This window comes from Mycobacterium sp. IS-1556 (genome assembly GCF_001499985.1).
Taxonomy (GTDB): domain Bacteria; phylum Actinomycetota; class Actinomycetes; order Mycobacteriales; family Mycobacteriaceae; genus Mycobacterium.
The window spans coordinates 12,660-34,189 of sequence record NZ_LQIM01000015.1 but is presented as its reverse complement, the minus strand read 5'-3'; the positions used below and the strand labels follow the sequence as shown (position 1 = coordinate 34,189).

The 21,530-nt window shown below is 68.2% G+C and carries 26 protein-coding genes; 16 read left to right on the top strand and 10 right to left on the bottom strand.

Annotation, left to right across the window (positions count from 1 at the left end):
- Position 1: 1 nt before the first annotated feature.
- Positions 2-841: an MlaE family ABC transporter permease gene (locus tag AU187_RS12940; protein ID WP_059166831.1), complete on the bottom strand. Its 840-nt coding sequence runs from the start codon at positions 839-841 to the stop codon at positions 2-4.
- A 365-nt stretch (positions 842-1,206) separates the two neighbouring features.
- On the opposite strand from AU187_RS12940, the gene fadD8 reads away from it, so the two are divergent.
- The gene (fadD8, locus tag AU187_RS12935) at positions 1,207-2,808 is read left to right on the top strand and encodes a fatty-acid--CoA ligase FadD8 (RefSeq protein ID WP_059099471.1); all 1,602 of its coding nucleotides are present in this window, start codon (positions 1,207-1,209) and stop codon (positions 2,806-2,808) included.
- A gap of 174 nt (positions 2,809-2,982) precedes the next feature.
- On the opposite strand, the gene AU187_RS12930 is transcribed toward fadD8, so the two are convergent.
- Positions 2,983-3,192, bottom strand: coding sequence for a ribosome modulation factor (locus AU187_RS12930; RefSeq protein ID WP_059099472.1), 210 nt, complete (start codon positions 3,190-3,192; stop codon positions 2,983-2,985).
- A 150-nt stretch (positions 3,193-3,342) separates the two neighbouring features.
- On the opposite strand from AU187_RS12930, the gene AU187_RS12925 reads away from it, so the two are divergent.
- The 8 genes from AU187_RS12925 (at position 3,343) to AU187_RS12890 (ending at position 9,986) form a co-directional block, all read left to right on the top strand.
- Positions 3,343-4,554 carry an RNA polymerase sigma factor gene (locus tag AU187_RS12925; RefSeq protein ID WP_172800248.1) on the top strand — a complete coding sequence of 404 codons (1,212 nt, stop codon included), beginning with the start codon at positions 3,343-3,345 and terminating at the stop codon, positions 4,552-4,554.
- 6 nt (positions 4,555-4,560) lie between these two features.
- A complete protein-coding gene (locus AU187_RS12920) occupies positions 4,561-5,250 on the top strand; it encodes an HAD family hydrolase (protein WP_059166829.1) in 690 nt (229 codons plus the stop codon).
- 16 nt (positions 5,251-5,266) lie between these two features.
- Entirely contained in the window at positions 5,267-5,722 is a 456-nt protein-coding gene (locus tag AU187_RS12915) for a nitroreductase/quinone reductase family protein (protein ID WP_059166828.1), read from the top strand.
- A gap of 10 nt (positions 5,723-5,732) precedes the next feature.
- A complete protein-coding gene (locus tag AU187_RS12910; protein ID WP_059166827.1) occupies positions 5,733-6,182 on the top strand; it encodes a nitroreductase/quinone reductase family protein in 450 nt (149 codons plus the stop codon).
- On the top strand, positions 6,179-7,090 hold the full coding sequence (locus tag AU187_RS12905) for a 1,4-dihydroxy-2-naphthoyl-CoA synthase (protein ID WP_059166826.1): 912 nt from the start codon (positions 6,179-6,181) through the stop codon (positions 7,088-7,090). The genes AU187_RS12910 and AU187_RS12905 overlap by 4 nt, the downstream gene beginning before the upstream one ends.
- A 73-nt stretch (positions 7,091-7,163) precedes the next feature.
- Positions 7,164-8,048 carry an SDR family oxidoreductase gene (locus AU187_RS12900; RefSeq protein WP_059166825.1) on the top strand — a complete coding sequence of 295 codons (885 nt, stop codon included), beginning with the start codon at positions 7,164-7,166 and terminating at the stop codon, positions 8,046-8,048.
- 1 nt (position 8,049) lies between these two features.
- Entirely contained in the window at positions 8,050-9,591 is a 1,542-nt protein-coding gene (locus AU187_RS12895) for a long-chain-fatty-acid--CoA ligase (RefSeq protein ID WP_059166824.1), read from the top strand.
- Positions 9,592-9,614: 23 nt separating this feature from the next.
- Positions 9,615-9,986 (top strand): VOC family protein, encoded by a 372-nt coding sequence (locus AU187_RS12890; protein WP_059164996.1) that lies wholly within the window; start codon positions 9,615-9,617, stop codon positions 9,984-9,986.
- Between the two features lie 4 nt (positions 9,987-9,990).
- On the opposite strand, the gene AU187_RS12885 is transcribed toward AU187_RS12890, so the two are convergent.
- Genes AU187_RS12885 through AU187_RS12875 form a run of 3 tightly spaced genes read right to left on the bottom strand, consistent with a single transcriptional unit; the run spans position 9,991 to position 11,846 of the window.
- Positions 9,991-10,296: a DUF3349 domain-containing protein gene (locus AU187_RS12885; protein WP_059166843.1), complete on the bottom strand. Its 306-nt coding sequence runs from the start codon at positions 10,294-10,296 to the stop codon at positions 9,991-9,993.
- A gap of 11 nt (positions 10,297-10,307) precedes the next feature.
- Positions 10,308-10,592 (bottom strand): hypothetical protein, encoded by a 285-nt coding sequence (locus AU187_RS12880; RefSeq protein ID WP_059166823.1) that lies wholly within the window; start codon positions 10,590-10,592, stop codon positions 10,308-10,310.
- A gap of 12 nt (positions 10,593-10,604) precedes the next feature.
- Positions 10,605-11,846 (bottom strand): inorganic phosphate transporter, encoded by a 1,242-nt coding sequence (locus AU187_RS12875; RefSeq protein WP_059099482.1) that lies wholly within the window; start codon positions 11,844-11,846, stop codon positions 10,605-10,607.
- Positions 11,847-12,075: 229 nt separating this feature from the next.
- Between AU187_RS12875 and AU187_RS25955 the strand changes: the two genes are divergently transcribed.
- Both AU187_RS25955 and menE read left to right on the top strand, forming a co-directional pair.
- Positions 12,076-12,378 carry a DUF3349 domain-containing protein gene (locus AU187_RS25955; RefSeq protein ID WP_059099483.1) on the top strand — a complete coding sequence of 101 codons (303 nt, stop codon included), beginning with the start codon at positions 12,076-12,078 and terminating at the stop codon, positions 12,376-12,378.
- 50 nt (positions 12,379-12,428) lie between these two features.
- Positions 12,429-13,553, top strand: a complete 1,125-nt coding sequence (gene menE / locus AU187_RS12865; protein WP_286131909.1) for an o-succinylbenzoate--CoA ligase — start codon at positions 12,429-12,431, stop codon at positions 13,551-13,553.
- A 4-nt stretch (positions 13,554-13,557) separates the two neighbouring features.
- Here menE and AU187_RS12860 read toward each other — a convergent pair whose 3' ends face one another.
- Positions 13,558-13,899 carry a DUF3140 domain-containing protein gene (locus tag AU187_RS12860; protein WP_059099484.1) on the bottom strand — a complete coding sequence of 114 codons (342 nt, stop codon included), beginning with the start codon at positions 13,897-13,899 and terminating at the stop codon, positions 13,558-13,560.
- Positions 13,900-13,988: 89 nt separating this feature from the next.
- Here AU187_RS12860 and AU187_RS12855 point away from each other — a divergent pair, with 89 nt between their 5' ends.
- Positions 13,989-14,603 carry a pyridoxamine 5'-phosphate oxidase family protein gene (locus AU187_RS12855; RefSeq protein ID WP_059166822.1) on the top strand — a complete coding sequence of 205 codons (615 nt, stop codon included), beginning with the start codon at positions 13,989-13,991 and terminating at the stop codon, positions 14,601-14,603.
- A 79-nt stretch (positions 14,604-14,682) separates the two neighbouring features.
- Positions 14,683-16,038 (top strand): hypothetical protein, encoded by a 1,356-nt coding sequence (locus tag AU187_RS12850; RefSeq protein WP_059166821.1) that lies wholly within the window; start codon positions 14,683-14,685, stop codon positions 16,036-16,038.
- A 34-nt stretch (positions 16,039-16,072) separates the two neighbouring features.
- On the opposite strand, the gene AU187_RS12845 is transcribed toward AU187_RS12850, so the two are convergent.
- The 3 genes from AU187_RS12845 to AU187_RS12835 are packed head-to-tail and all read right to left on the bottom strand — an operon-like array spanning position 16,073 to position 18,017.
- The gene (locus AU187_RS12845; protein WP_059166820.1) at positions 16,073-16,702 is read right to left on the bottom strand and encodes a methyltransferase domain-containing protein; all 630 of its coding nucleotides are present in this window, start codon (positions 16,700-16,702) and stop codon (positions 16,073-16,075) included.
- Complete coding sequence (locus AU187_RS12840) at positions 16,702-17,364, bottom strand: TIGR04282 family arsenosugar biosynthesis glycosyltransferase (protein WP_059166819.1); 663 nt, start codon at positions 17,362-17,364, stop codon at positions 16,702-16,704. Before AU187_RS12840 ends, AU187_RS12845 begins: the two co-directional genes overlap by 1 nt.
- Entirely contained in the window at positions 17,361-18,017 is a 657-nt protein-coding gene (locus AU187_RS12835) for a glycosyltransferase family 2 protein (protein ID WP_059166841.1), read from the bottom strand. The genes AU187_RS12840 and AU187_RS12835 overlap by 4 nt, the downstream gene beginning before the upstream one ends.
- A gap of 103 nt (positions 18,018-18,120) precedes the next feature.
- Here AU187_RS12835 and AU187_RS12830 point away from each other — a divergent pair, with 103 nt between their 5' ends.
- The 3 genes from AU187_RS12830 (at position 18,121) to AU187_RS12820 (ending at position 20,382) form a co-directional block, all read left to right on the top strand.
- Positions 18,121-18,822, top strand: coding sequence for a response regulator transcription factor (locus AU187_RS12830; protein ID WP_059166818.1), 702 nt, complete (start codon positions 18,121-18,123; stop codon positions 18,820-18,822).
- A complete protein-coding gene (locus AU187_RS12825; protein ID WP_059166817.1) occupies positions 18,822-19,844 on the top strand; it encodes a sensor histidine kinase in 1,023 nt (340 codons plus the stop codon). The genes AU187_RS12830 and AU187_RS12825 overlap by 1 nt, the downstream gene beginning before the upstream one ends.
- An 85-nt stretch (positions 19,845-19,929) precedes the next feature.
- Positions 19,930-20,382 carry a nitroreductase/quinone reductase family protein gene (locus AU187_RS12820; RefSeq protein WP_059166816.1) on the top strand — a complete coding sequence of 151 codons (453 nt, stop codon included), beginning with the start codon at positions 19,930-19,932 and terminating at the stop codon, positions 20,380-20,382.
- A gap of 1 nt (position 20,383) precedes the next feature.
- Here AU187_RS12820 and AU187_RS12815 read toward each other — a convergent pair whose 3' ends face one another.
- Complete coding sequence (locus tag AU187_RS12815; protein ID WP_059166815.1) at positions 20,384-21,520, bottom strand: NAD(P)H-dependent flavin oxidoreductase; 1,137 nt, start codon at positions 21,518-21,520, stop codon at positions 20,384-20,386.
- Positions 21,521-21,530 lie beyond the last annotated feature (10 nt).

The window sequence follows — 21,530 nt, the reverse complement described above, 5'->3', positions numbered from 1 at the left end:
GTCACAGACCAACCCGGGGAAACAGCATGATGTAGAGCTGGCTGATCGCGACGTTGACGACCATGAGGATCAGAATGGACTCGACCACGGCGGCATTGACCGAGTTGGCTACCCCGGTCGGACCGCCCTGAGTAGACAGCCCCTTCTGGCACGACACCACCGCGACGATGGCGCCGAAGACGACTGCCTTAACCAAAGCCACGATCATGTCGCCGGTCGTCGTGAACGACGCGAACGTCGCGACGAAGCTGCCCGGAGCGCCGTTCTGGAAATACACGTTGAACAGGTAGCTGGCGAGGAAGCCGACGAAGCACACCACACCGGTGAGCGCCACGCCGATCATAATCGCCGCGGCGAACCGCGGAACGACCAGGCGGCGAATCACCGACACCCCCATGACTTCCATCGCGTCGGTCTCCTCGCGCATCTTGCGGGAACCGAGGTCTGCGGTGATCGCCGAGCCGACGGCGGCTGCCATCAGGATCGCCGCGGTCAGAGATGCGGCCTGGCGGATCACCGCCAGACCGCTGGCCGCGCCGGCCAGTGACGTGGCGCCGACCTGGCCGGCCAGCAGTGCGAACTGGATCGAGAGGGTCACCCCGACGGGCAAGGCCACCAGGACCGTCGGCAGCACCGCCGTTCCCGCCATGAACGCCGCCTGGCGGACGAACTCCCACCACTGGAAACGTCCGGTGAACAGGTCGATGAACAGGTACTGCAGCGTGCGCGCGCCGATCACGAACTGGTCGCCGACCGTCGCGAGCGATGCCAGGGGGTGACGCTTGACGTAGCCACCGGCCCATGCGCCGATGACCTCGACCCCGTCACCCCGTGTCGTCATGATGAACAGCCATTCACTTAATGCCCTACACCCCTCGTCGGCAGCATTCACTATGGCACCAGGTCGTCGCAGCGTATTCGGAATATCTCCGCCGGAGGACATCGGCTGCCGCCTCAGCAACCTAGCCCCAAAGCGCGGCAGTTGTAACTCGGATGCGACGAGTATGCACATTAACTTAAGCCGAGGCGGGGCTTTCCTGAATACACCCTCCGAGCCGGACCGCTGACGCTGTCACGAGTGCAGGCTCCTTCGATTCGCGTTTCGTGCAGCGGTGTTGCCCGTCGATTTCAGCGTGGAGCGCCGCGGCCGGGCATTTTCCCGGGGACCCGATGACTGAGATTGGAACACGTTCTAGTCTGAGGGCCATGAGTGATGACCTGCTGCGCCATCCCATCCACTCCGGCCACCTGACCGTCGGCGCGCTCAAGCGCAACAAGGACAAGCCCGTGCTGTTTCTCGGCGACACCACGCTGACCGGGGGGCAGCTCGCCGAGCGCATCAGCCAGTACATTCAGGCGTTCGAGGCGCTGGGTGCCGGTACCGGCAGCGCGACCGGTCTGCTGTCGCTGAACCGGCCCGAGGTGCTGATGATCATCGGCGCCGGGCAGACCCAGGGATACCGCCGTACGGCACTACACCCTCTCGGTTCTCTGGACGATCACGCGTACGTGTTGACCGACGCGGGCGTCTCGGCGCTGATCATCGACCCGACCCCGCAGTTCGTCGACCGGGCGCTGGGCCTGTTGGAGAAGGTGCCCAACCTCAAGCAGATCCTGACGATCGGGCCGGTCCCCGAGGCGCTCGCGGGCGTGGCCGTCGACCTGACCGCCGAGGCCGCCAAGTACTCGCCGCAGCCGTTGGTGGCCGCGGACCTGCCGCCCGATCACATCGGCGGGATGGCCTACACCGGCGGCACCACCGGCAAGCCGAAAGGGGTGATCGGCACCGTCCAGTCGATCACCACGATGACGACGATCCAGCTCGCCGAGTGGGAGTGGCCCGAGCGTCCGAAATTCTTGATGTGCACGCCGCTTTCGCACGCCGGCGCGGCGTTCTTCGTCCCGACGATCATCAAGGGCGGCGAGTTGGTCGTACTGACGAAGTTCGACCCGGCCGAGGTGCTGCGGGTGATCGAGGAGCAGAAGATCACCGCGACCATGCTGGTGCCGTCGATGATCTACGCGCTGATGGACCACCCCGACTCGCACACCCGCGACCTGTCCTCGCTCGAGACGGTCTACTACGGCGCATCGGCGATGAACCCGGTCCGGCTTCGCGAGGCGATCCGGCGGTTCGGCCCGATCTTCGCCCAGTACTACGGCCAGTCCGAGGCGCCGATGGTGATCACCTATCTGGCCAAGGGCGATCACGACGAGCAGCGGTTGACGTCGTGCGGCCGGCCGACGGTGTTCGCGCGGGTGGCGCTGCTCGACTCCGACGGAAACCCGGTGCCGCAGGGCGAGGTCGGCGAGATCTGCGTGTCCGGCCCGCTGGTGTCTGGCGGCTACTGGAACAAGCCGGAAGCGACGGCCGAGACGTTTCGCGACGGATGGATGCACACCGGCGACCTGGCCCGTGAGGACTCCGACGGGTTCTACTACATCGTCGACCGCACCAAGGACATGATCGTCACCGGCGGCTTCAACGTGTTCCCCCGTGAGGTGGAAGACGTTGTGGCCGAACACCCTTCAGTCGCGCAGGTCTGCGTGATCGGCACGCCCGACGAGAAGTGGGGCGAGGCGGTGACGGCCGTGGTTGTGCTGCGCCCGGACGCCGATCGTTCCGAAGATGCGGTGGCCCGCATGACGACCGAGATTCAGACCGCCGTCAAGGAGCGAAAAGGCTCGGTGCAGTCGCCCAAGCAGGTCATCGTCGTCGACTCGGTGCCGGTGACCGCTCTCGGCAAGCCCGACAAGAAGGCGGTACGCGCGCAATTCTGGGAGGGTAGCGAGCGCGCCGTCGGCTGAGCCGACAATCGAGCATCAGTCGGCTGAGCCGACATTCCAGCATCAGTCGGCCGACTGTCCGTTCGGCGAGCGACCGCTTTTGTACAGGCGGACACGGCGTGTCGGTGTACAAACACGGTCGGTCGCGCCTAGAGGGTGACGCGGCGGCGGTGCTGCAGGAGCGCCTGGAGGCGGTCAGTCCAGGAGCGCATCGATCTCGGCGGCGAACCGAGCAAGCCGTTCTTGTTCGCTGGGGATGCCCTGCTGCTCCTCGGCGGCGCGTTGCCAGCCCAGCCGCCACATCCGCGCGACGGCCCGGTCACCCAGGCCCGCATACGGGTTGGCGAGCGTGTGCGGAAACGCCTTGCGGCCTTCCCGGTACGCGGTGACCAACCTGTGGGTCATAGCTCTCACTCTCCTGCCCGAGCAGACGTAAAGTGCTCCATTTCGACGGCGTGTCGTGGTCCTTTTGCGTCTGCTCGGCAGAATGAGGAGACCCGGCACAATGGGCGCGTGACGAGCGACCTGCGCGCGACCGTCGATGCGGTGTGGCGGATGGAGGCGGCCAAGATCGTCGCGACGTTGACCCGCACGGTCGGTGACGTCGGGCTCGCCGAGGACCTCGCCGCCGACGCGCTCGTCGACGCCCTCGAACAGTGGCCTAGGACCGGTGTGCCCCGCAACACCGGCGCCTGGCTGACGACCGTCGCCAAACGCAAGGCGATCGACCACTGGCGCCGCCAGGAGAATCTCGACGGCAAGTACGCGGCGATGGCGCGCGAGCTGGAAACCCATGTCCGGGATTTCCCTGAATCCTGGGATCCCGACCGCATCGACGACGACGTGCTGCGGCTGATCTTCATCTCGACGCACCCCGTGCTGTCGCGCGAAGGCCAGATCGCGTTGACGCTACGGGTGGTCGGCGGTCTCACCACCGAGGAGATCGCCCGCGCGTTCCTCGCGTCGACTCCGACCATCGCCGCGCGCATCACCCGCGCGAAGAAGACGCTGGCGGCCGCCGATGTGCCGTTCGAGGTGCCGGATCGCTCGGAGTATCCGCAGCGGCTGTCGGCGGTGCTCAGCGTCATCTACCTGATCTACAACGAGGGCTACTCGGCGTCGTTCGGGCAGCGCTGGATTCGCGACGAACTCTGCAGCGAGGCACTGCGTCTCGGGCGGGTGCTCGCGGCGCTGGTGCCCGACGAACCCGAGGTGCACGGCCTGGTTTCGCTGATGGAGTTCCAGTCGTCGCGGTTCGCCGCCCGCACCGACAGCGACGGCAGGCCGATCCTGCTCGAGGACCAGAACCGCGCGAAGTGGGACCGCGCGCAGATCCAACGCGGCGTCGCAGCGCTCGAACGCGCCGCGAATGCGGTGCAGCGCAAAGGCTCCGGCTGGGGCCCGTACGCGCTGCAGGCCGCGATCGCCGAGTGTCACGCCACCGCTCCGACCGCCGCCGACACCGATTGGCGCCGCATCGTCGTGCTGTACGACGGGCTGGTCCAGGTGTCGCCGTCGCCGGTGGTGCGACTCAACCGGGCGGTGGCGGTGGCGATGGCCGACGGTCCCGAGGCCGCGCTGAGGATCGTCGACGGCTTGACCGGCCTGGACGGGTCATACCTGTTGCCGAGCGTGCGCGGGGAACTGCTGGTTCGCCTGGGCCGCGGGGCCGAGGCCGCCACCGAGTTCGACCGCGCCGCCGCCATGACCGACAACGAACGTGAACGAGAAGTGCTGCGGGACAAGGCCGATCGGATACACGGTTAGCATGGCGTGGTGACCCAGATACGCGCGGTGCTGTTCGACTACTCCGGCACGCTGTTCCGGCTCGAGGAGGACGAGAGCTGGTTTCACGGCATGGCGGTCGATGACCGCGAGGTCGACGGGCACGTGCAGGCCGAGCTGATGCGCAGGCTCACCGCGCCGACCGGCCAGCACGTCGAGATGGGCCCGGACGCGTATCACGCCTGGCTCAACCGCGACCTCGCGCCGCACCTGCATCGCGAGGCCTACCTGCATGTGTTGCGGGAGTCCGGCCTGGCCGACCATCACGCCGAATCGCTGTACGGCATCCTGATCGACCCGTTGAACTGGACGCCGTATCCGGACACCGCCGAGGTGCTCGCGGGTCTGCACCGGCGCGGTGTCAAGACCGCGGTCGTGTCGAACATCGCCTTCGACGTCCGGCCGGCGTTCGCATCGATCGGTGCAGCCGAGTTCGTCGACGAGTTCGTGCTGTCCTACGAGGTCGGGGCCGTCAAGCCGGACGCGGCGATCTTCGAGACGGCGCTGACCCGGCTCGGCGTGGCCGCGGCGGACGCGCTCATGGTCGGTGACAGTGACGAGGCCGACGGCGGCGCCCTCGCGGCCGGCTGCCAGTTCAGCCTCGTCGACCCGCTGCCGACCGCGGACCGGCCCGATGGCCTGCGGGTCGCGCTGTCCGAGCACGGCGTCGCGATCTGACCAATACCGTTACGGCATGGACGCTCGGGGTGCACCGCCGCGGTGGCTGAAGTACGCCAACAAGCTGTTGATGGTGGCGCTGCGCCTCGGGTTGCCGATCTCGCGACACGAATCCCCCGTCGTGCTCACGGTGCCGGGGCGCAGGACCGGTAAGCCCCGCGCGACGCCGATCACCCCGATGGCTATCGACGGAATACGCTACGTCGTCAACGCCTATCCGGGTGCGGACTGGACGCGCAACGTGCGCGCGGCAGAGCAGGTCACGCTGGGCACGGGCCGGCGCACCGAGCGGGTGCGTCTCATCGAGCTGGATCCAGCCGACGCGCGACCGGTGCTGCGGGAGTTCCCGGCCCAGGTGCCCGTCGGCGTCGACCTGATGAAACGCGCAGGCATCCTGAAGTCGGGCAGCCCGGACGAGCTCGAGTGCATGGCCGGCCGCCTGCCCGTGTTTCGCATCGACCCGATCACGTAGCGTCACGGCTATGTCCGACATTCGGTTGCCGTGGTGGCTGAAGTACGTCAACAAGGTGATGATCGGCCTGCAGAAGCTGGGCATTCTCGGCGAGAAGGGGCCCGTCGTACTGTCCGTTCCAGGCCGGAAAACCGGCAAGCGGCGGATGACCCCGGTCACGCCGATGGTCGTCGACGGACACCGTTACGTGGTCGGTGGAGTGCCCGGCTCCGACTGGGCCGCCAACGTCAGGGCGACCGGCGAGGCCACGTTGCACATCGGCCGCCGCAGCGAACGGGTCCGGATGGTGGAGATGCCCGTCGAGGAGGCGCGACCGCTGCTGCGGGAATTCCCGGTCAAGGTGCCCACCGGCGTCGACTTCATCAAGAACGCCGGACTGGTCACCGGGCCTGACCCCGACGAGTTCGAGGCGCTCGCCGGTCGGTGTCCCGTGTTCCGCATGGATAAGGTAACCCAGTGAGCCCCAACCCATTCGACCCGTCCCTGTGGCAACCCGTCGACGGCTTCGGGTTGACCGACATCACGTACCACCGCCACGTCGTCGACGGCGTGAAGCAGCCCACGGTGCGTGTCGCGTTCGACCGGCCGGAGGTGCGCAACGCGTTTCGCCCGCACACCGTCGACGAGCTGTACCGCGTGCTCGACCACGCGCGGATGTCGTCGGCCGTCGGCGTCATCCTGTTGACCGGTAACGGGCCGTCGCCGAAGGACGGCGGCTGGGCGTTCTGCTCCGGCGGCGACCAACGCATCCGCGGCCGCAGCGGCTACCAGTACGCGTCGGGCGACACCGCCGAGACGGTCGACCCGGCGCGCGCCGGACGGCTGCACATCCTCGAAGTGCAGCGGTTGATCCGGTTCATGCCCAAACCGGTGATCTGCCTGGTCAACGGCTGGGCCGCCGGCGGCGGGCACAGCCTGCACGTGACCTGCGACCTGACGCTGGCCAGCCGCGAACACGCCCGGTTCAAGCAGACCGACGCCGACGTCGGCAGCTTCGACGGCGGGTACGGCAGCGCGTATCTGGCCAAGCAGGTCGGCCAGAAGTTCGCCCGCGAGATCTTCTTCCTCGGCAGGCCGTATACCGCTGAGCAGATGCACGCGATGGGCGCGGTCAACGAGGTCGTCGACCATGCCGAGCTGGAGAACGTCGGGCTGGAATGGGCGGCGGCGATCAATGGCAAGTCGCCGCAAGCGATCCGGATGCTGAAGTACGCGTTCAACCTCACCGACGATGGACTGGTGGGCCAGCAGTTGTTCGCCGGGGAGGCGACGCGGTTGGCCTACATGACCGACGAGGCGGTCGAGGGCCGCGACGCGTTCCTGGAGAAGCGCGACCCCGACTGGAGCGCGTTCCCGCGCTACTTCTAGCTGCGATTTCGGTGCTCAAACAGTCGCGACGCGACCGTTCGGACACCGAAACCACCCTTTAGACTCGCGGGTCGTGAGTAAGAACCCGCTGCGCCGGCTGGCCGACCAGCTGCTGCTGACCACCATGCGCCCGCCGATCGTCCCCGAACTACTGCAGTTCCAGCCCGGCCGCGAAGTCGTCGACCTGCGAGGCAAGCGCATCCTGCTCACCGGCGCGTCGTCGGGCATCGGCGAGGCCGCCGCTGAGAAGTTCGCCCGCCGCGGCGCCACCGTGGTGGTGGCGGCGCGCCGCCAGGAGTTGCTCGACGCGCTGGTCGACCGGATCAACGACAACGGCGGCGACGCCTGGGCGCATGCCTGTGATCTCTCGAACCTCGACGCGGTCGATGAGCTCGTCGCCAGGGTCACCGAGGAACTCGGCGGGGTGGACATCCTGATCAACAACGCGGGGCGCTCGATTCGCCGGCCGCTCGCCGACTCGCTGGAGCGCTGGCACGACGTCGAGCGCACCATGGCGCTGAACTACTACTCCCCGCTGCGGCTGATCCGCGGGCTGGCGCCCGGGATGCGTGAGCGGCGCAACGGCCACATCATCAACGTGTCGACGTGGGGTGTGCTGTCCGAGTCGTCGCCGTTGTTCGCGGTGTACAACGCGTCCAAGGCGGCGCTGACGGCGGTGAGCCGCGTCATCGAGACGGAGTGGAGCGGCGACGGAGTCCATTCGACGACGTTGTTCTACCCGCTGGTGCGCACGCCGATGATCGCCCCCACCCGGGCCTACGACGGAGTCGCCGGATTGACCGCTTCCGAGGCCGCCGACTGGATGATCACCGCCGCGCGCACCCGACCCGTGCGCATCGCGCCGCGGATGGCCGTCGCCGCCCAGGCCGTGAACAGCCTCGCGCCGGGTTTCGTCGACATGGTGATGAAACGGCAACGCGTCCAACCGAACTCCTGACATGCCACACCCCGACGTCGCGACCGTCGCCGACATCGCGCGTGTCTACGGCGCCGAACGCCCCGACGCGGTCGCGTTGGTCGCCGGTGACCGAACCCTGACGTTCGCCGACCTCGACGAACGGTCCAACCGGGCCGCGCAGGCGTTCCGCGCGGCGGGTGTCGGGTTCGGCGACCGCGTCGCGTTCATCGAGAAGAACGGTATCGAGTTCTTCGAAGTCGTCTGCGCCCTGTCGAAACTCGGCGCGATCGTCGTGCCGGTCAACTGGCGGCTGGCGCCAGCCGAGATGGCCCACATCATCGACGACGCCGGTGCCCGCGTGATGGTTGTAGGCACCGAGTTCTTCGGCCATGTCGAGGCGATCGAGGACCGGCTGGCGGCCGCCGTCGTCGCCGTTGGTGCACACCCTCGGTGGCCGCGGTTCGACGCCTGGCTCGCCGAGCATCCCGCAGAAGACCCCTGTGTCACAACGCAACCCGACGACGTCGCGTTCCTGATGTACACGTCGGGAACGACCGGCGCGCCGAAGGGCGTGATGCTGACCAACGACAACTACTTCTGTAAGGCCACCGGTATCGCCGAGAAGTGGCGCTTCGACGCCGACAGTGTGAGCCTCGCCGTGATGCCGATGTTCCACATGGCGGGTTCGGGCTGGGCCCTGGTCGGTTTGTGTGAGGGGGCGCGCACCGTCGTGCTGCGTGATGTCGACCCGTCGGCGATCCTCGAAGCCGTTGGCCGACACGGTGTTACGAACATGCTGCTGGTGCCGGTCGTGATCCAGCGGCTGCTCGAGACCCCGGGTGTCGAGCGGACGGATTTCACCAGCCTGCGCGCGATCGTCTACGGGGCATCACCGATCACCGACGACGTTCTGGTCAAGGCGCTCGAGCGGTTCGACTGTGACCTGCTGCAGGTGTACGGGCAGACCGAAACCACCGGCTCCATCACCCAACTCGACCGCCACGATCCCGAACTGCTGCGGTCGTGCGGCAAGCCGTTCCCGTGGGTTCAGGTGCGCATTGTCGACCCCGAAGGCCGCGCCGTGCCCGTCGGCACCGTCGGTGAGCTGTGGACCCGCTCGCGACAGAACATGCGCGGCTACTGGAACAACCCGGACGCGACGGCCGCCACGCTCACCGGCGACGGCTGGCTCAAGACCGGTGACGCCGGCTACCTCGACGGCGAGGGTTATGTGTTCCTGCATGACCGCGTCAAGGACATGATCGTCTCGGGTGGCGAGAACGTGTATCCCGCCGAGGTCGAGAACGTGCTGATGACCCATCCTGCGGTCGTTGACGCCGCCGTGATCGGCGTTCCCGACCCGACGTGGGGTGAGGCGGTCAAGGCGATCGTCGTCCCCGCCTCGGGCGGCGGCCCCACCGAGTCCGAGCTGATCGCCTATGCGCGCGACCGACTCGCCGGGTTCAAGCTGCCCAAGTCGGTGTCGTTCGCCGAGGACCTGCCCCGCACCCCGAGCGGAAAGGTGCTCAAGCGGGCGCTGCGCGAACCGTACTGGGAAGGTGTCGGGCGGCGGATCGGCTGACTCGGCGTGATAGACACGATGCCATGGAGATTCTGGCCAGCCGGATGCTGATTCGGCCGGCGGACTATCAGCGGTCGCTGGCGTTCTACCGCGACGAGCTGGGCTTGGCGATCGCCCGCGACTACGGTGCGGGCACCGTGTTCTACGCCGGACAGTCGCTGATCGAACTCGCCGGCCACGGCGGACCGCGCGCGGGCGGCACGATGTGGTTGCAGGTCCGCGACGTCTACGCCACCGAGAAGGAGCTCTCGGGTCGGGGCGTGCCGATCACGCGGGAGGCTCGCCAGGAACCGTGGGGACTGCACGAGATGCATGTCAACGATCCCGACGGTGTCCTGCTGATCTTCGTACAGGTGCCCGAGACCCACCCGCTGCGTCGCGACTCCCGGCAGTAGGGTCTCAGCGCGACGGCATGGCCAACGGCCAGCCGACCGACGCCAACCGCGACGCAACCTGGTGCATCTCTTCAGGATTCGGCTCCTGGGCGGTGACCCGGTGGATCGCGTCGCGGATCTCGCCTTCGGTCACGGTGTCGGCGGTGGCACCCCTGAGCACGGTCTGCGCGGCGCTGACGACCTCGTCTTCGGTGAGCGACCGCTTCAGCAGGGCGAGCAGCGGGAAGTAATCCTTCGGCGGCACACCGTCCGGGTAGCCGCGACGCAGCCACGAAAGCACGTTGTCCAACACGTTGAGGTTCTCTGCCATGGTGTCGCCGTTCATTTCTCGGGCATGAAGGGGAACAGGTCGATACCGGTGTGGTGGATGATGGTGGACCGGGTGATCCACAGCACCGCGGTGATGATCACCCACCCGACGAACACGAACAGCGCCACGCCAAGGTATTTCCGGCCCGGGTTGGGTGCGGTCACGGTGCCGTCGGCGGCCTCGTCACCCGATCCGCTGGAGAAGGCCACCAGTCCCGTCGCGAACAGCGCGGGCAGGCCCGCCCCCAGCACGAGCCCCACCACCAGCACCTTGAGGATGCTTTCCAGATAAGTCATCGAGTTCCTCCGCTACACCGTCGCCGCGGTCTTGATCTGCGTCTCGCGCAGTTCGGCGGGCACGACGGAGTTGGTGGCGTCGTCCCAGTCGGCGTTGACGTTGTTGTGGTCCACCTTCTGCTGCTGGGCCCGCCACCACATGTAGAACGAGAGCCCCACGAGCGCAAGGAAGATCAGGCTGTCACCGGCGAGGCCGGACCCGGTCAGCGTCTTCACCCCGTGCGAAAGCCAGAACGAAAGCGCGCCAACGAAGCCCGCGGCGGGCAGCGTGATCAGCCAGGCGGTGGCCATCCGACCGGCCACCGCCCACCGGACGTCAGCGCCCGGCTTGCCGACGCCGCTGCCGAGGATCGATCCGGTGGCGACGTGGGTGGTCGACAGCGCCATGCCGGCGGCGCTGGAGCTCAGAATGATTGCGGCCGAGGATGCTTCGGCGGCGAAGCCTTGCGGGGAGTCGATCTCCACAAGCCCCTTGCCCAAAGTGCGGATGACGCGCCAACCGCCGAGGTAGGTGCCCAGGCCGATCGCGACCGCACAGCTGAAGATGACCCAGAACGGCAGGCCGTTCTCCTTGACGTCGCCGCTGAGGTGGCCGGTGGTGATGAGCGCGAGCGCGATGACGCCCATCGTCTTCTGCGCGTCGTTGGTGCCGTGCGACAGGGCGACCAGCGACGCGGTCGCGATCTGACCCCAGCGGAAGCCTTCGCGACGGCGACTCACCGCCACCTTGCGGGTGATCCGGTACACCAGCCAGGTGCCACACGCGGCCACCAGGCAGGCGATGACCGGCGCGGCGACCGCGGGGATGAGCACCTTCTGCGTGATGCCGCTCCAGTTGACGCCGGCGGTGCCGAGCGCGGCGAGGCCCGCGCCGATCAGCCCGCCGAACAGCGCGTGCGACGAACTCGACGGGATGCCGAACAACCATGTCAGCAGGTTCCACAGGATCCCGCCGATGAGCCCGGCGAAGATGATCGTCAAACCCGTCGAGGCATCGATCGACGGCAGCAGAGCGCCGCTCGTGCCGTCCTGCACGTTGAGCACCGACGTGGTCACCGTGACCGCGACCTCCACCGAGAGGAACGCGCCGACGAGGTTGAGGACACCGGCCAACAGGACAGCGGTCTTGGGCTTGAGAGCACCGGTGGCAATCGACGTCGCCATCGCATTGCCGGTGTCGTGGAAGCCGTTGGTGAAGTCGAATGCCAATGCGGTCGCGATCAACAGCACGAGGACGATCAGCTCGGTGCTCACGGCGCTAATTCTGCGGCCACGGCGGCTCTTTCGCCTAATTCATGGCCACTTTCGAGGGGCGTGTCGAGCAGGGAATTCGCGGTCCTGGGCAATCTGTTCATCGATTGTTAACCCGACGGCGGTCGGGTGTTTGCCGACGGCGTCGGACTCGACTTGTTCTTGTTCGGACTCGCACTAGCATCATCCAATCGGCAGCGGGTAAACCCGATGCGACACGCGGGAGGGCACAGTGACGAAGTTTCTGGCCAGAATTGTCGCGTGGATCACAGCGGGTTACCCCGAGGGGGTGCCCGGGCCGGACCGGGTGCCGCTGTTCTCGCTGCTGCGGCGACGGCTCACCGACGACGAGGTGAGGACCGTTGCGATGGAGTTGAAGCGGACGGGCGAGTTCGACGACGCGGACATCGGCGTGCTGATCACGTCGATCATCGACGCGCTGCCCACACCGGAGGATGTCGAGCGGGTGCGCCAGCGACTGGCGGTGCGGGGCTGGCCGCTCGACGACCCGCGCGATCCGGAGGACGACCCATAACCGTCCTGACCCCCGTCGCGGTCGGCTCAGGTACCGCGGCCCTTTCGCTCCTGCCCACGGTGCAGGAGATGCTCGCCGGACGCGCCAGCATCCTGCCGGTGCCCGCCGACGACGAACGCGAATCATCGCTGCTGTCAACGTCATTGCGTGCCGGCGCCGAGATAGACGACGACGTCGCCGTCGTGGTCTCGACATCCGGCACGACCGGAACCCCCAAGGGGGCGATGCTGACCGCCGCGGCGTTGACCGCCAGCGCAGAGGCCACACACCATCGGCTCGGCGGGCCGGGTCAGTGGCTGCTCGCGCTGTCGGCGCATCACGTCGCCGGTATTCAGGTGCTGGTGCGTAGCGTGGTCGCTGGCACCACGCCGGTAGCGATCTCGTCGAGTTTTGCTGCGGATGAACTGGTTTCGGCAATAGCGGCGTTCGGACCCGGGCGGCGCTATGCCTCACTGGTGGCCGTGCAACTCGACAAAGCGCTGCAGGATACGGCGGCGGCGGCCGCCTTGGCGAGCCTGGACGCCGTTCTGGTCGGTGGCGGACCGATGCCCGCCCCACTCGCTGAAAAGGCCGTAGCAGCAGGTATTTCGGTGGTGCGGACGTACGGCATGAGTGAAACCGCCGGCGGGTGCGTGTACGACGGCGTGCCGCTGAACGGGGTACGGGTCCGGATCGTCGACGGAGCCGCGCGGTCGGCGACATCAGACCCTGGCCGGATCGTTCTGGGCGGGGCGACGGTCGCGAAGGGCTACCGCAACCCGGTGGCTCCCGACCCGTTCGCTGAAGCGGGCTGGTTTCGCACCGATGACGTTGGCGCCCTAGATGCCTCGGGACGGCTGACCGTGCTCGGCCGTGCGGACGACGCGATCAGCAGCGGCGGGCTGACCGTCATCCCGCAGGTAGTCGAGACCGCGGTGGGCGGGCATCCGGCGGTCGCCGAATGCGCGGTGTTCGGGGTGCCCGACGAGCGGTTGGGCCAGCGGGTCGCCGTGGCCGTGGTGCTCGCGCCCGGCTGCGACGCGCCCACGCTTGCCGAACTCCGCGGGCACATCGGGTTGACGCTCGACGTCACGGCGGCGCCCCGCGAAGTTCACATCGTCGACGAGTTACCGCGGCGCGGCATCGGCAAGATCGACCGCCGGGCGCTTGCGGCCCGGTACTCCGTCCCGGACTAGACGGTCACGGCGCGGGCTTGAGCGGATCGTGGCCGATAGTCATCAGCCGGTGCCGCCAGTTCTCCTGTCCCGCCGTGGGCTCGAGATCATCACGGCGTTCGGCGTGGATGCGGTCGACCACCTTGCGCATCACGCGTTCGTCCTCGTCGGTCAGGTCACCGCGCCGCTTCTGCAGCACCTCCAGCACCGCGCGGCCGGTCTGCGTGCCGGCCTGGTCCGGCATCTCCTCGGAGTCCTCGCCGGCCGACCGTGTGCGCAACCAGTCCATCAGTTCCCGCGAGGTCATGTTCACCACCCGGTGGAACTCTTCCCAGAGTGCGGGGTCGACGTCGACATGATGGGCCATCACTCTCACCTCCGCGGATCGGCTACCCGGCGATCCGGGGAGCTAACCCGATCCGATGATGGGCGAGCATCATCGAGCATGATGAAGCGATGCGCCGTGAAGTCAGCACCGTCGAGCAGCTGCGAGCGATCGTCGGGCAGCCGGACCGCTATGTCGCCAACAAGGTCAAGGACCGGCTGTCACCGGTCCAGCGTGACTGGCTTGCGCACTCGCCGTTGGGTTTCGTCGCGACGACGGATGCCCGCGGCCGCGTCGATGTGTCGCCGAAGGGTGATCCGCCCGGATTCGTCTACGTCATCGACGACACCACGATCGCGATTCCCGAGCGGCCGGGCAACAAACGTGTCGACGGCTACCTCAACGTCCTGCAGAACCCGCATGTCGGCACGCTGTTCCTGATTCCGGGCCGCGGCGACACGCTTCGGATCAACGGCACGGGCAGAATCCTCTCCGACGCGGACTACTTCGATGCGTTGGCCGTGAAAGGAAAACGACCGATCCTGGCGCTGGAGATCGCGATCGACGAGGTGTTCTTCCACTGCGCCAAAGCGTTTCTGCGTTCGGACGCATGGGATCCGACGACCTGGAATCCGTCGGCGCTGCCGAGCGTTGCGCAGCTGCTCAAGGCGATTCGGTACGACTGGAGTCAGGCCGAACTCGACGAGTACTACAGCGAGGAGAACACCCGCGGCCGCCTGTACTGACGCCCAGGCGATTCGGGTGTAGACACTCGCGGTGAGCGCAACCAACTACACCGAAATCACCAGTCATTAGGGTGGCGGAATGCGGACAGGGCGCAGGGAGGCGGTGGCCGTCGCCGTCGGCGTGGCGCTGGTCGTCGCGGCGTTCGTCGTACCGCACCTGCATCTGGGCATCGTCACACCGCTGATCAACGCGACGCCGAAGCGCCTCCACGACTACGCCGACACCGCCCCGATCTTCGGGTGGTGGGACGCACACGTCGGGTGGGGCACGCTTCCGGCGATTCTGATCGGCGCGGCGGCGGTGCTGTGGGGGCCGTCGCTCGCGCAGCGGCTGCCGTGGCGCGTGGTTCCGTGGATCACCTGGCTCACGGCGTGCGCGTGGGCGTTCTCACTGGCGATGGTCGACGGCTGGCAGCGCGGCTTCGCCGGCCGGCTCACCGCCCGGCACGAGTACCTGCGACAGGTGCCCACCGTCACCGACATCCCGCATGCGCTGCGCACCTTCGCCGACAGAATCCTTGACTATCAACCGGATTCGTGGATAACCCACGTATCGGGACATCCGCCGGGCGCGCTGCTGACGTTCGTCTGGCTGGACCGAATCGGGTTGGGCGGCGGCACATGGGCGGGTCTGCTGTGCCTACTGGTCGGCTCCAGCGCGGCCGCGGCAATCGTGGTGGCGGTGCGCGCGCTGGCCGAGGAGAAGACCGCCCGGTGGGCGGCGCCGTTCGTCGCCGTGGCGCCGACGGCGATCTGGATCGCGGTGTCGGCCGACGGCTACTTCGCGGGCGTGGCGGCGTGGGGTATCGCGCTGCTGGCGCTGGCCGTCGCGCGCACGACCCGGTGGCCGGTGCTGGCGTCCGCGGGCGCTGGTCTGCTGCTGGGCTGGGGCATTTTTCTCAATTACGGGCTGGGTCTGATGGTGTTGCCGGCACTCGCGGTGCTGCTGTGCGCGCCGGACTTGCGGGCAGCGCTGCGCGCGGCGGTGCCGGCGATTGTCGTTGTCCTCGTGGTGGTGGGAATTTTCGCGATCCTGGGCTTCTGGTGGTTCGACGGTTATCACCTGGTGCAGGAACGGTATTGGCAGGGCATCGCCAACGACCGCCCGTTCCAGTACTGGGGATGGGCGAATCTGGCCTCCGTGGTGTGTGCGATCGGCCTGGGCAGCGTGGCCGGGATCGGCAAGGCGTTCGACATCGCCGCGATTCGACGTCGATCCGGCCTGCACATGATCCTCGCGGGAGCGCTGCTGGCGATCCTGTTCGCCGACCTGTCGATGCTGAGCAAGGCCGAGACGGAACGCATCTGGTTGCCGTTCACAATCTGGCTGACCGCTGCGGGCGCGCTGCTGCCGCCCCGGACACACCGTTGGTGGCTGGCGGTCAACGTGGTGGGCGCCCTGCTGCTCAACCACTTCATCCTTACGAATTGGTGACGGCCGTCTACGCCATCCGGCCGGCGGGCAGACGCTAGGACAGCGTCAGGCTCGCGACCACCCGGTTGCCGATCGGATGGACCCTGGTCAACGCCAGCCCGGCGTTCTCGGCGATCTCGGCGGCGCAGTCGATGCCGACCGAGGCCCACTGGAACCAGGGACCGACCGTGCGCGAGGACTCCAGCCGAACCCAGCCGGTGCGGATACCGTTTGTCAGCGCCTCGAACTCGGCGATACAGCGACCGCCACGGCGCAGCAATTCTGCCGCCCTGCGCAGCACCCGCAGCGGATCGCCACCGAGACCCACGTTGCCGTCGGCCAGCAACACGGTCTGCCACCGACCGGTCGCAGGCAGCTGCCCGAACACGTCCCGGCGCAACACCGGAGCACCGTTGCGGCGGGCCAGGCCGACGGCGGTCGCGGACTGGTCGACACCCAGTGCGGGGACACCGCGTCGGATCAGCTCGATCACCAACCGGCCGGGGCCACAGCCGAGGTCGATCGTCGGGCCTTCGCACAGCTCGACGACGGCCCGGTCGAACCGGCCGTCGGCGTGCACACCGCCGATCCAGTTGTGCACGGGCAGGTTTCGCACCTCACCGTCATCGTGGCGGATCCAACAGCGCTCGCCGTCGAGGGCGCGGTCGTAGAGGTGTCCCAGCATCACGCCCGCACCGCCTTGGCCGCATGAGCGAACCGGCTCTGCGGCAGGCACTTTCGCCGCACGACGTCGATGTCGTCGAGGGTGTCGAAGTCCGCGAGCACGTCGACCATGGCGACGTCGACCCCGTCGCTGCGCAACGCCGCGAGGGTCATCGCACCGGTGTCGGGCCGCGACATCGGCACTGTTCGCAGGCAGTCCGCCATGGACGGCCGCGAGACGCCCAGCACCCACCATCCGCCGTCCTCGGCGAGTCCGAGCACCGCGTCGGTGTCGATCAGGCCCTCGCCGCAGTCGGCGAGCAGATCAGCGCTCACCTGCGGGGTGTCCATTCCGATCTGCAGGACCGGGATACCGGTGGACGCGTCGGCGTGCGCGTTCGCCAATCGCTCGGCGAAGTCGGCGCCGCGTTGGGCCAGTACGGTGAAATCGGCGAGGCGGCAGCGTATTTCGTCTCCGCGGCTAGCGCGGTCCAGGTCGCCGGTCATTGCGACGACCCTGCGCTCGACGGGCGCAGAGGCCACGGCGTCGAGCGTGTCGAGCAGCGCGGCGGCGGCGATGTCCGCGGCGGCGGTGGCACCGATCGAGGCCGCGAGGCGGGTCTTCGCCAAACCGGGTACCGGCGCCTTGGCCACGACCAGCACGGTCACCGGGAGCGCGGTCACGAGATCACCCGCCAGAAGTCCAGCGCCGCCACCACGCTGCCGCGAAACGACCCGCTGACCTTCGACTTGCCGCCGGTGCGCGCGCCGTAGTCGACGTCGCGCTCGACGACGCGCCAACCCGCGGCCGCGGCCCGAACGAGCAGCTCGAGCGGATACCCGGAGCGGCGGTCGGTGACCCCTAGTTCGAGCAGCGCATCGCGGCGGGTGACGCGCATCGGCGCGATGTCGTGCACCGCCAGGCCGTGGCGCCGGCGCAGCCGCCAGCACACCGCCGCGGTGCCGAGCCGGGCGTGCCACGGCCACTCCACGCCGGGCACCGGTCGGCGCCGACCGATCGCCATGTCCGCGCCGCGGTCGAGCTCGTCGACCAGTGCCGGCAGGTCACCCGGGTCCAGTGAGCCGTCGGCGTCGAGGACCGCCACGATCGGCGTCGTCGCCGCCACCACCCCGGCATGCACCGCAGCGCCGTAACCGGGGCGCGTCTCGGCGACCACTTCGGCGCCGTGCCGCAGCGCCACCTGCGCGGTTGCATCGGTGCTGTTGTTGTCGACCACCAGCGGCCGGTATCCGGCCGGCATCGCCGCGAGCACGCCGGGCAGTGATTCCGCCTCGTCGAGGCACGGCAGCACCACGGTCACCGGACAGTCGGGCATGGTGTCGAGGCTAACCACCACCCCACTACCCCAACCAGCCGATTGATGACGAATCCGTGACATCGGCGCAGGTCGTGGCCGCATCGGGCTACTCTCGGGAAGTGTGACGCGCGTATTGATCGCCGACGACGACACCGTCGTGCGCGACGTCGTGCGTCGCTATCTCGAACGCGACGGGCTCGACGTGGCGATCGCCCACGACGGGACGGAGGCGCTGCGGCTACTCGGTTCCCAGCGCATCGACGTCGCCGTGCTCGACGTGATGATGCCGGGCCCGGACGGGCTGACTCTGTGCCGCAACCTGCGCCAGCGCGGCGGCTACACGGTCCCGGTGATTCTGTTGACCGCGCTCGGCGAAGAGGACGACAGGATCGCGGGCCTGGAGGCCGGCGCCGATGACTACCTCACCAAACCGTTCAGCCCGCGCGAACTGGCGTTGCGAGTGCGTTCGGTGCTGCGGCGCGCACCCGCGCCCACGACAAGGCTTCCGCTGAACGTCAGCGTCGGCGGTCTGACGGTGTCGACGGCGGCGCGCACGGTGACCGTCGATGGTGCGCCGGTGTCGCTGACCAACCGGGAGTTCGACCTGCTGCTGTTCTTCCTCACCCACACCGACGTGGTGTTCAGCCGCGAAGAGCTGTTGAAGCGGGTGTGGCACTGGGATTTCGGCGATCTGTCGACGGTGACGGTGCACGTCAAGCGGTTGCGTTCCAAGCTCGGTGAACACCATCGGGTGCAGACGGTCTGGGGCCGCGGCTATCTGTGGAGCAGTGAAGCGCGCTCACCGGAAGGGCAGAGCGCCTAGTGCCGACCGACCTTTGGGAGATCATCGGGTTGGCGTTGGCGTGCTCGGTCCCCGTGGTGCTTGCCGGCGCGCTGGTCATCCGCCTGGCGCGGTCCTGGTCGCTGGCGGTGAGCATGGTGGCGCTGGTGCTCATCCCCGTGTTGGCGACGTTCACCGGCGTGCTCGGCGCCAGCGGTTTCATGATCACCGAGACCTTCGAGCAGACCGCGATCGTCTTGGTGATCGTCTCGGTGGTGACGATCCCCGCCGCGGTGATGCTGGCGCGCTATCAGGCCCGCCGCACGGTGTGGGAGCAGGAGATCCGCGAGTCCGAACGGGCCGCCGAACAGTCGCGTCGCAGGCTGGTCGCGTTCGTCAGCCACGATCTGCGCACCCCGCTGGCCGGGATACGGGCGGTGTCCGAGGCGATCGCCGACGGTGTGGTACCCGACGCCGAAGTGCGGGTGCACGCGAAAACCATTGAGCACGAGTCGGTCCGACTGTCGGAGATGGTCGACGACCTGTTCGAGATGTCGAAGATCAACGCGGGTGCCGTCCAGCCCGTGTTCGACAAGGTTGCGCTCGACGAGGTCGTCGACGATGTGCTGACCGCCCACCGCATCGCCGCCGAGCGCGCAGGTGTGGCGTTGACGGTCGACCTCCCCGCGACGCCCGTGCGGGTGCTGGGCAGCGACCGCGCCCTGGTGCGGGTGTTGTCCAACCTGGTGGCCAACGCGATCGCGCACACGCCGGCGGGGGGCCGGGTGTTGCTGGCGCTGGGGTCCGACGAGAACGGCGCGTGGGCGCGCGTCGACGACACCGGTGTCGGTATCGACGAGGCGGATCTGCCGCGGGTGTTCGACGTCGCGTACCGCGGCTCGAACGATCGCGTGCCACGGGCGGACTCGTCACTGCCCAGCGGCTCGGGATTGGGGCTGGCGATCGCCGCGGGCCTGGTGCAGGCACATCGCGGCACGCTGTCGGCGCGCAACCTGGGCACCGGCGCTCGGTTCGAGGTGCGGTTGCCGCTGGCGGCGGACTAGCACGCCATCTCTCGCGGGATCCAGTCTTGTTTTTGAGTGATCACTCAATTAACGTCGGTAACTCAAGACCGAGTAGGAGGTTGCGATGGCGACGAGAAGTGCCGACAGGGCGGTTCGGAAGTTCAAGCTGGAACGGCAACTCGGCCGGGTCCTGATGAATCCGGTGGTCGCGGCGCTCGACCGCGTGGGCATCCGGTCGTCGCTGGTGGTCGATCTGGAGACGATCGGCCGCAGGACCGGCGAACCCCGCCGCGTGCCGTTGGCCGGCCGCGCCGACGACGCCGGCGTCTGGGTGATCTCTCAGCACGGCCGCCGCGCCGGCTGGGCCCACAACATCGCCGCGAACCCGAGGGTGCGCGTGCGCATCAACGACGAATGGCGCACCGGCACCGCAACGTTCGAGCCCGAGGACGATGTCCGCGCACGGGCCCGCAGCTTCGGCGGAGCGGGCAAGCTCAGCCAGTCGGCCACCGCGTTGACGATGCGCGCGATGGAGAGCGATCCGATCTCGGTACGGATCACCTTCGCCGACGAGTGATTTAATCGGGCAGCGAGTTGCTCAGGCGTTCGGTCGCGGCGACGTAGTCCTCGATGAACTCCCGCACGACTTCGCGAGCGGGTTTGACCTTGTTCATCAGCCCCACGCCCTGGCCGACGAAATACGTCGCCAACGCCTGGGCACCCGGATGGCCCTGCGAGGCGAGCACGTCGATCCGGCGGATGACCGGCTCGGACAGCATCGACTGCAACGGCAACGGCAACGGCCGCTGACCGCCGTCGCTCGGCAGCCACGCTTGCGTCCAGTCCGAAACGAGCTGGCGCGCAGGCTTTCCCGTCCTGCCCGCCGAACGAACGGTATCGCGCGACGTCGCGGCCAGGAACTTCTGCTTGGTGTACGGCGCGGTCTCGGCCTCTTCGGTGGTGAGCCACACCGATCCGGTCCATGCCCCGTCGGCGCCCATCGCCACCGCCGCCGCCATCTGCCTGCCCGTGACGATCCCGCCCGCGGCGAGCACCGGAACCTTGGACCCGGCAGCCGCCACAGCCGCCACAGCCTCGATGACCTCGGGGATCAACACCAACGTCGTCACCTCGCCGCAGTGCCCGCCGGCTTCGGTGCCCTGCGCCACGATCAGGTCGACGCCGGCCTGCACCTGTTTCACCGCGTGCTCCTTGGCCCCCACCAGCGCCGCGACCGGGATGCCGTTCTCCTTGCCCGCTTCGATCATGTAGTCCGGCGGAACACCGAGCGCGTTGGCGATCAGCTTGATCGGATGGCTCATCGCCACGTCGAGCAGATCCTTGCCGGTGTTGCCGGACAGGATGGGCGGACCGGTGCGCGGCGACGCCTCCGGCTCGATGTCGTGGGCCGCAAGCAGTTCGGCGATGAAACCGCGGTACTCGTCGGGGATGCGGGCGGCGAGGTCGCCAGTCGACAGCTTCTCCCCCTTGCCCTCGAACTTCGCGGGCACGATGATGTCGAGGCCATACGGCTTGCCGCCGACATGGTCGTCGATCCACGACAGTTCCTGGTCCAGCAGCTCGGGGGTGTAGGCGGTCGCGCCCAGCACGCCGAAACCGCCGGCGTTGGTCACCGCGGCGACCACGTCACGACAGTGGCTGAAGGCGAAGAGCGGAAAGTCGATACCGAACTGTTCACAGATGGCGGGCTTCACGCCACCAGTA

Coding starts and splice junctions, on each gene's coding strand:
- AU187_RS12940 (WP_059166831.1), bottom strand. CDS start 841: ATGACGACACGGGGTGACGGGGTCGAGGTCATCGGCGCATGGGCCGGT.
- fadD8 (WP_059099471.1), top strand. CDS start 1,207: ATGAGTGATGACCTGCTGCGCCATCCCATCCACTCCGGCCACCTGACC.
- AU187_RS12930 (WP_059099472.1), bottom strand. CDS start 3,192: ATGACCCACAGGTTGGTCACCGCGTACCGGGAAGGCCGCAAGGCGTTT.
- AU187_RS12925 (WP_172800248.1), top strand. CDS start 3,343: ATGGAGGCGGCCAAGATCGTCGCGACGTTGACCCGCACGGTCGGTGAC.
- AU187_RS12915 (WP_059166828.1), top strand. CDS start 5,267: ATGGACGCTCGGGGTGCACCGCCGCGGTGGCTGAAGTACGCCAACAAG.
- AU187_RS12910 (WP_059166827.1), top strand. CDS start 5,733: ATGTCCGACATTCGGTTGCCGTGGTGGCTGAAGTACGTCAACAAGGTG.
- AU187_RS12895 (WP_059166824.1), top strand. CDS start 8,050: ATGCCACACCCCGACGTCGCGACCGTCGCCGACATCGCGCGTGTCTAC.
- AU187_RS12890 (WP_059164996.1), top strand. CDS start 9,615: ATGGAGATTCTGGCCAGCCGGATGCTGATTCGGCCGGCGGACTATCAG.
- AU187_RS12885 (WP_059166843.1), bottom strand. CDS start 10,296: ATGGCAGAGAACCTCAACGTGTTGGACAACGTGCTTTCGTGGCTGCGT.
- AU187_RS12880 (WP_059166823.1), bottom strand. CDS start 10,592: ATGACTTATCTGGAAAGCATCCTCAAGGTGCTGGTGGTGGGGCTCGTG.
- AU187_RS12860 (WP_059099484.1), bottom strand. CDS start 13,899: ATGGCCCATCATGTCGACGTCGACCCCGCACTCTGGGAAGAGTTCCAC.
- AU187_RS12855 (WP_059166822.1), top strand. CDS start 13,989: ATGCGCCGTGAAGTCAGCACCGTCGAGCAGCTGCGAGCGATCGTCGGG.
- AU187_RS12850 (WP_059166821.1), top strand. CDS start 14,683: ATGCGGACAGGGCGCAGGGAGGCGGTGGCCGTCGCCGTCGGCGTGGCG.
- AU187_RS12845 (WP_059166820.1), bottom strand. CDS start 16,702: ATGCTGGGACACCTCTACGACCGCGCCCTCGACGGCGAGCGCTGTTGG.
- AU187_RS12835 (WP_059166841.1), bottom strand. CDS start 18,017: ATGCCCGACTGTCCGGTGACCGTGGTGCTGCCGTGCCTCGACGAGGCG.
- AU187_RS12820 (WP_059166816.1), top strand. CDS start 19,930: ATGGCGACGAGAAGTGCCGACAGGGCGGTTCGGAAGTTCAAGCTGGAA.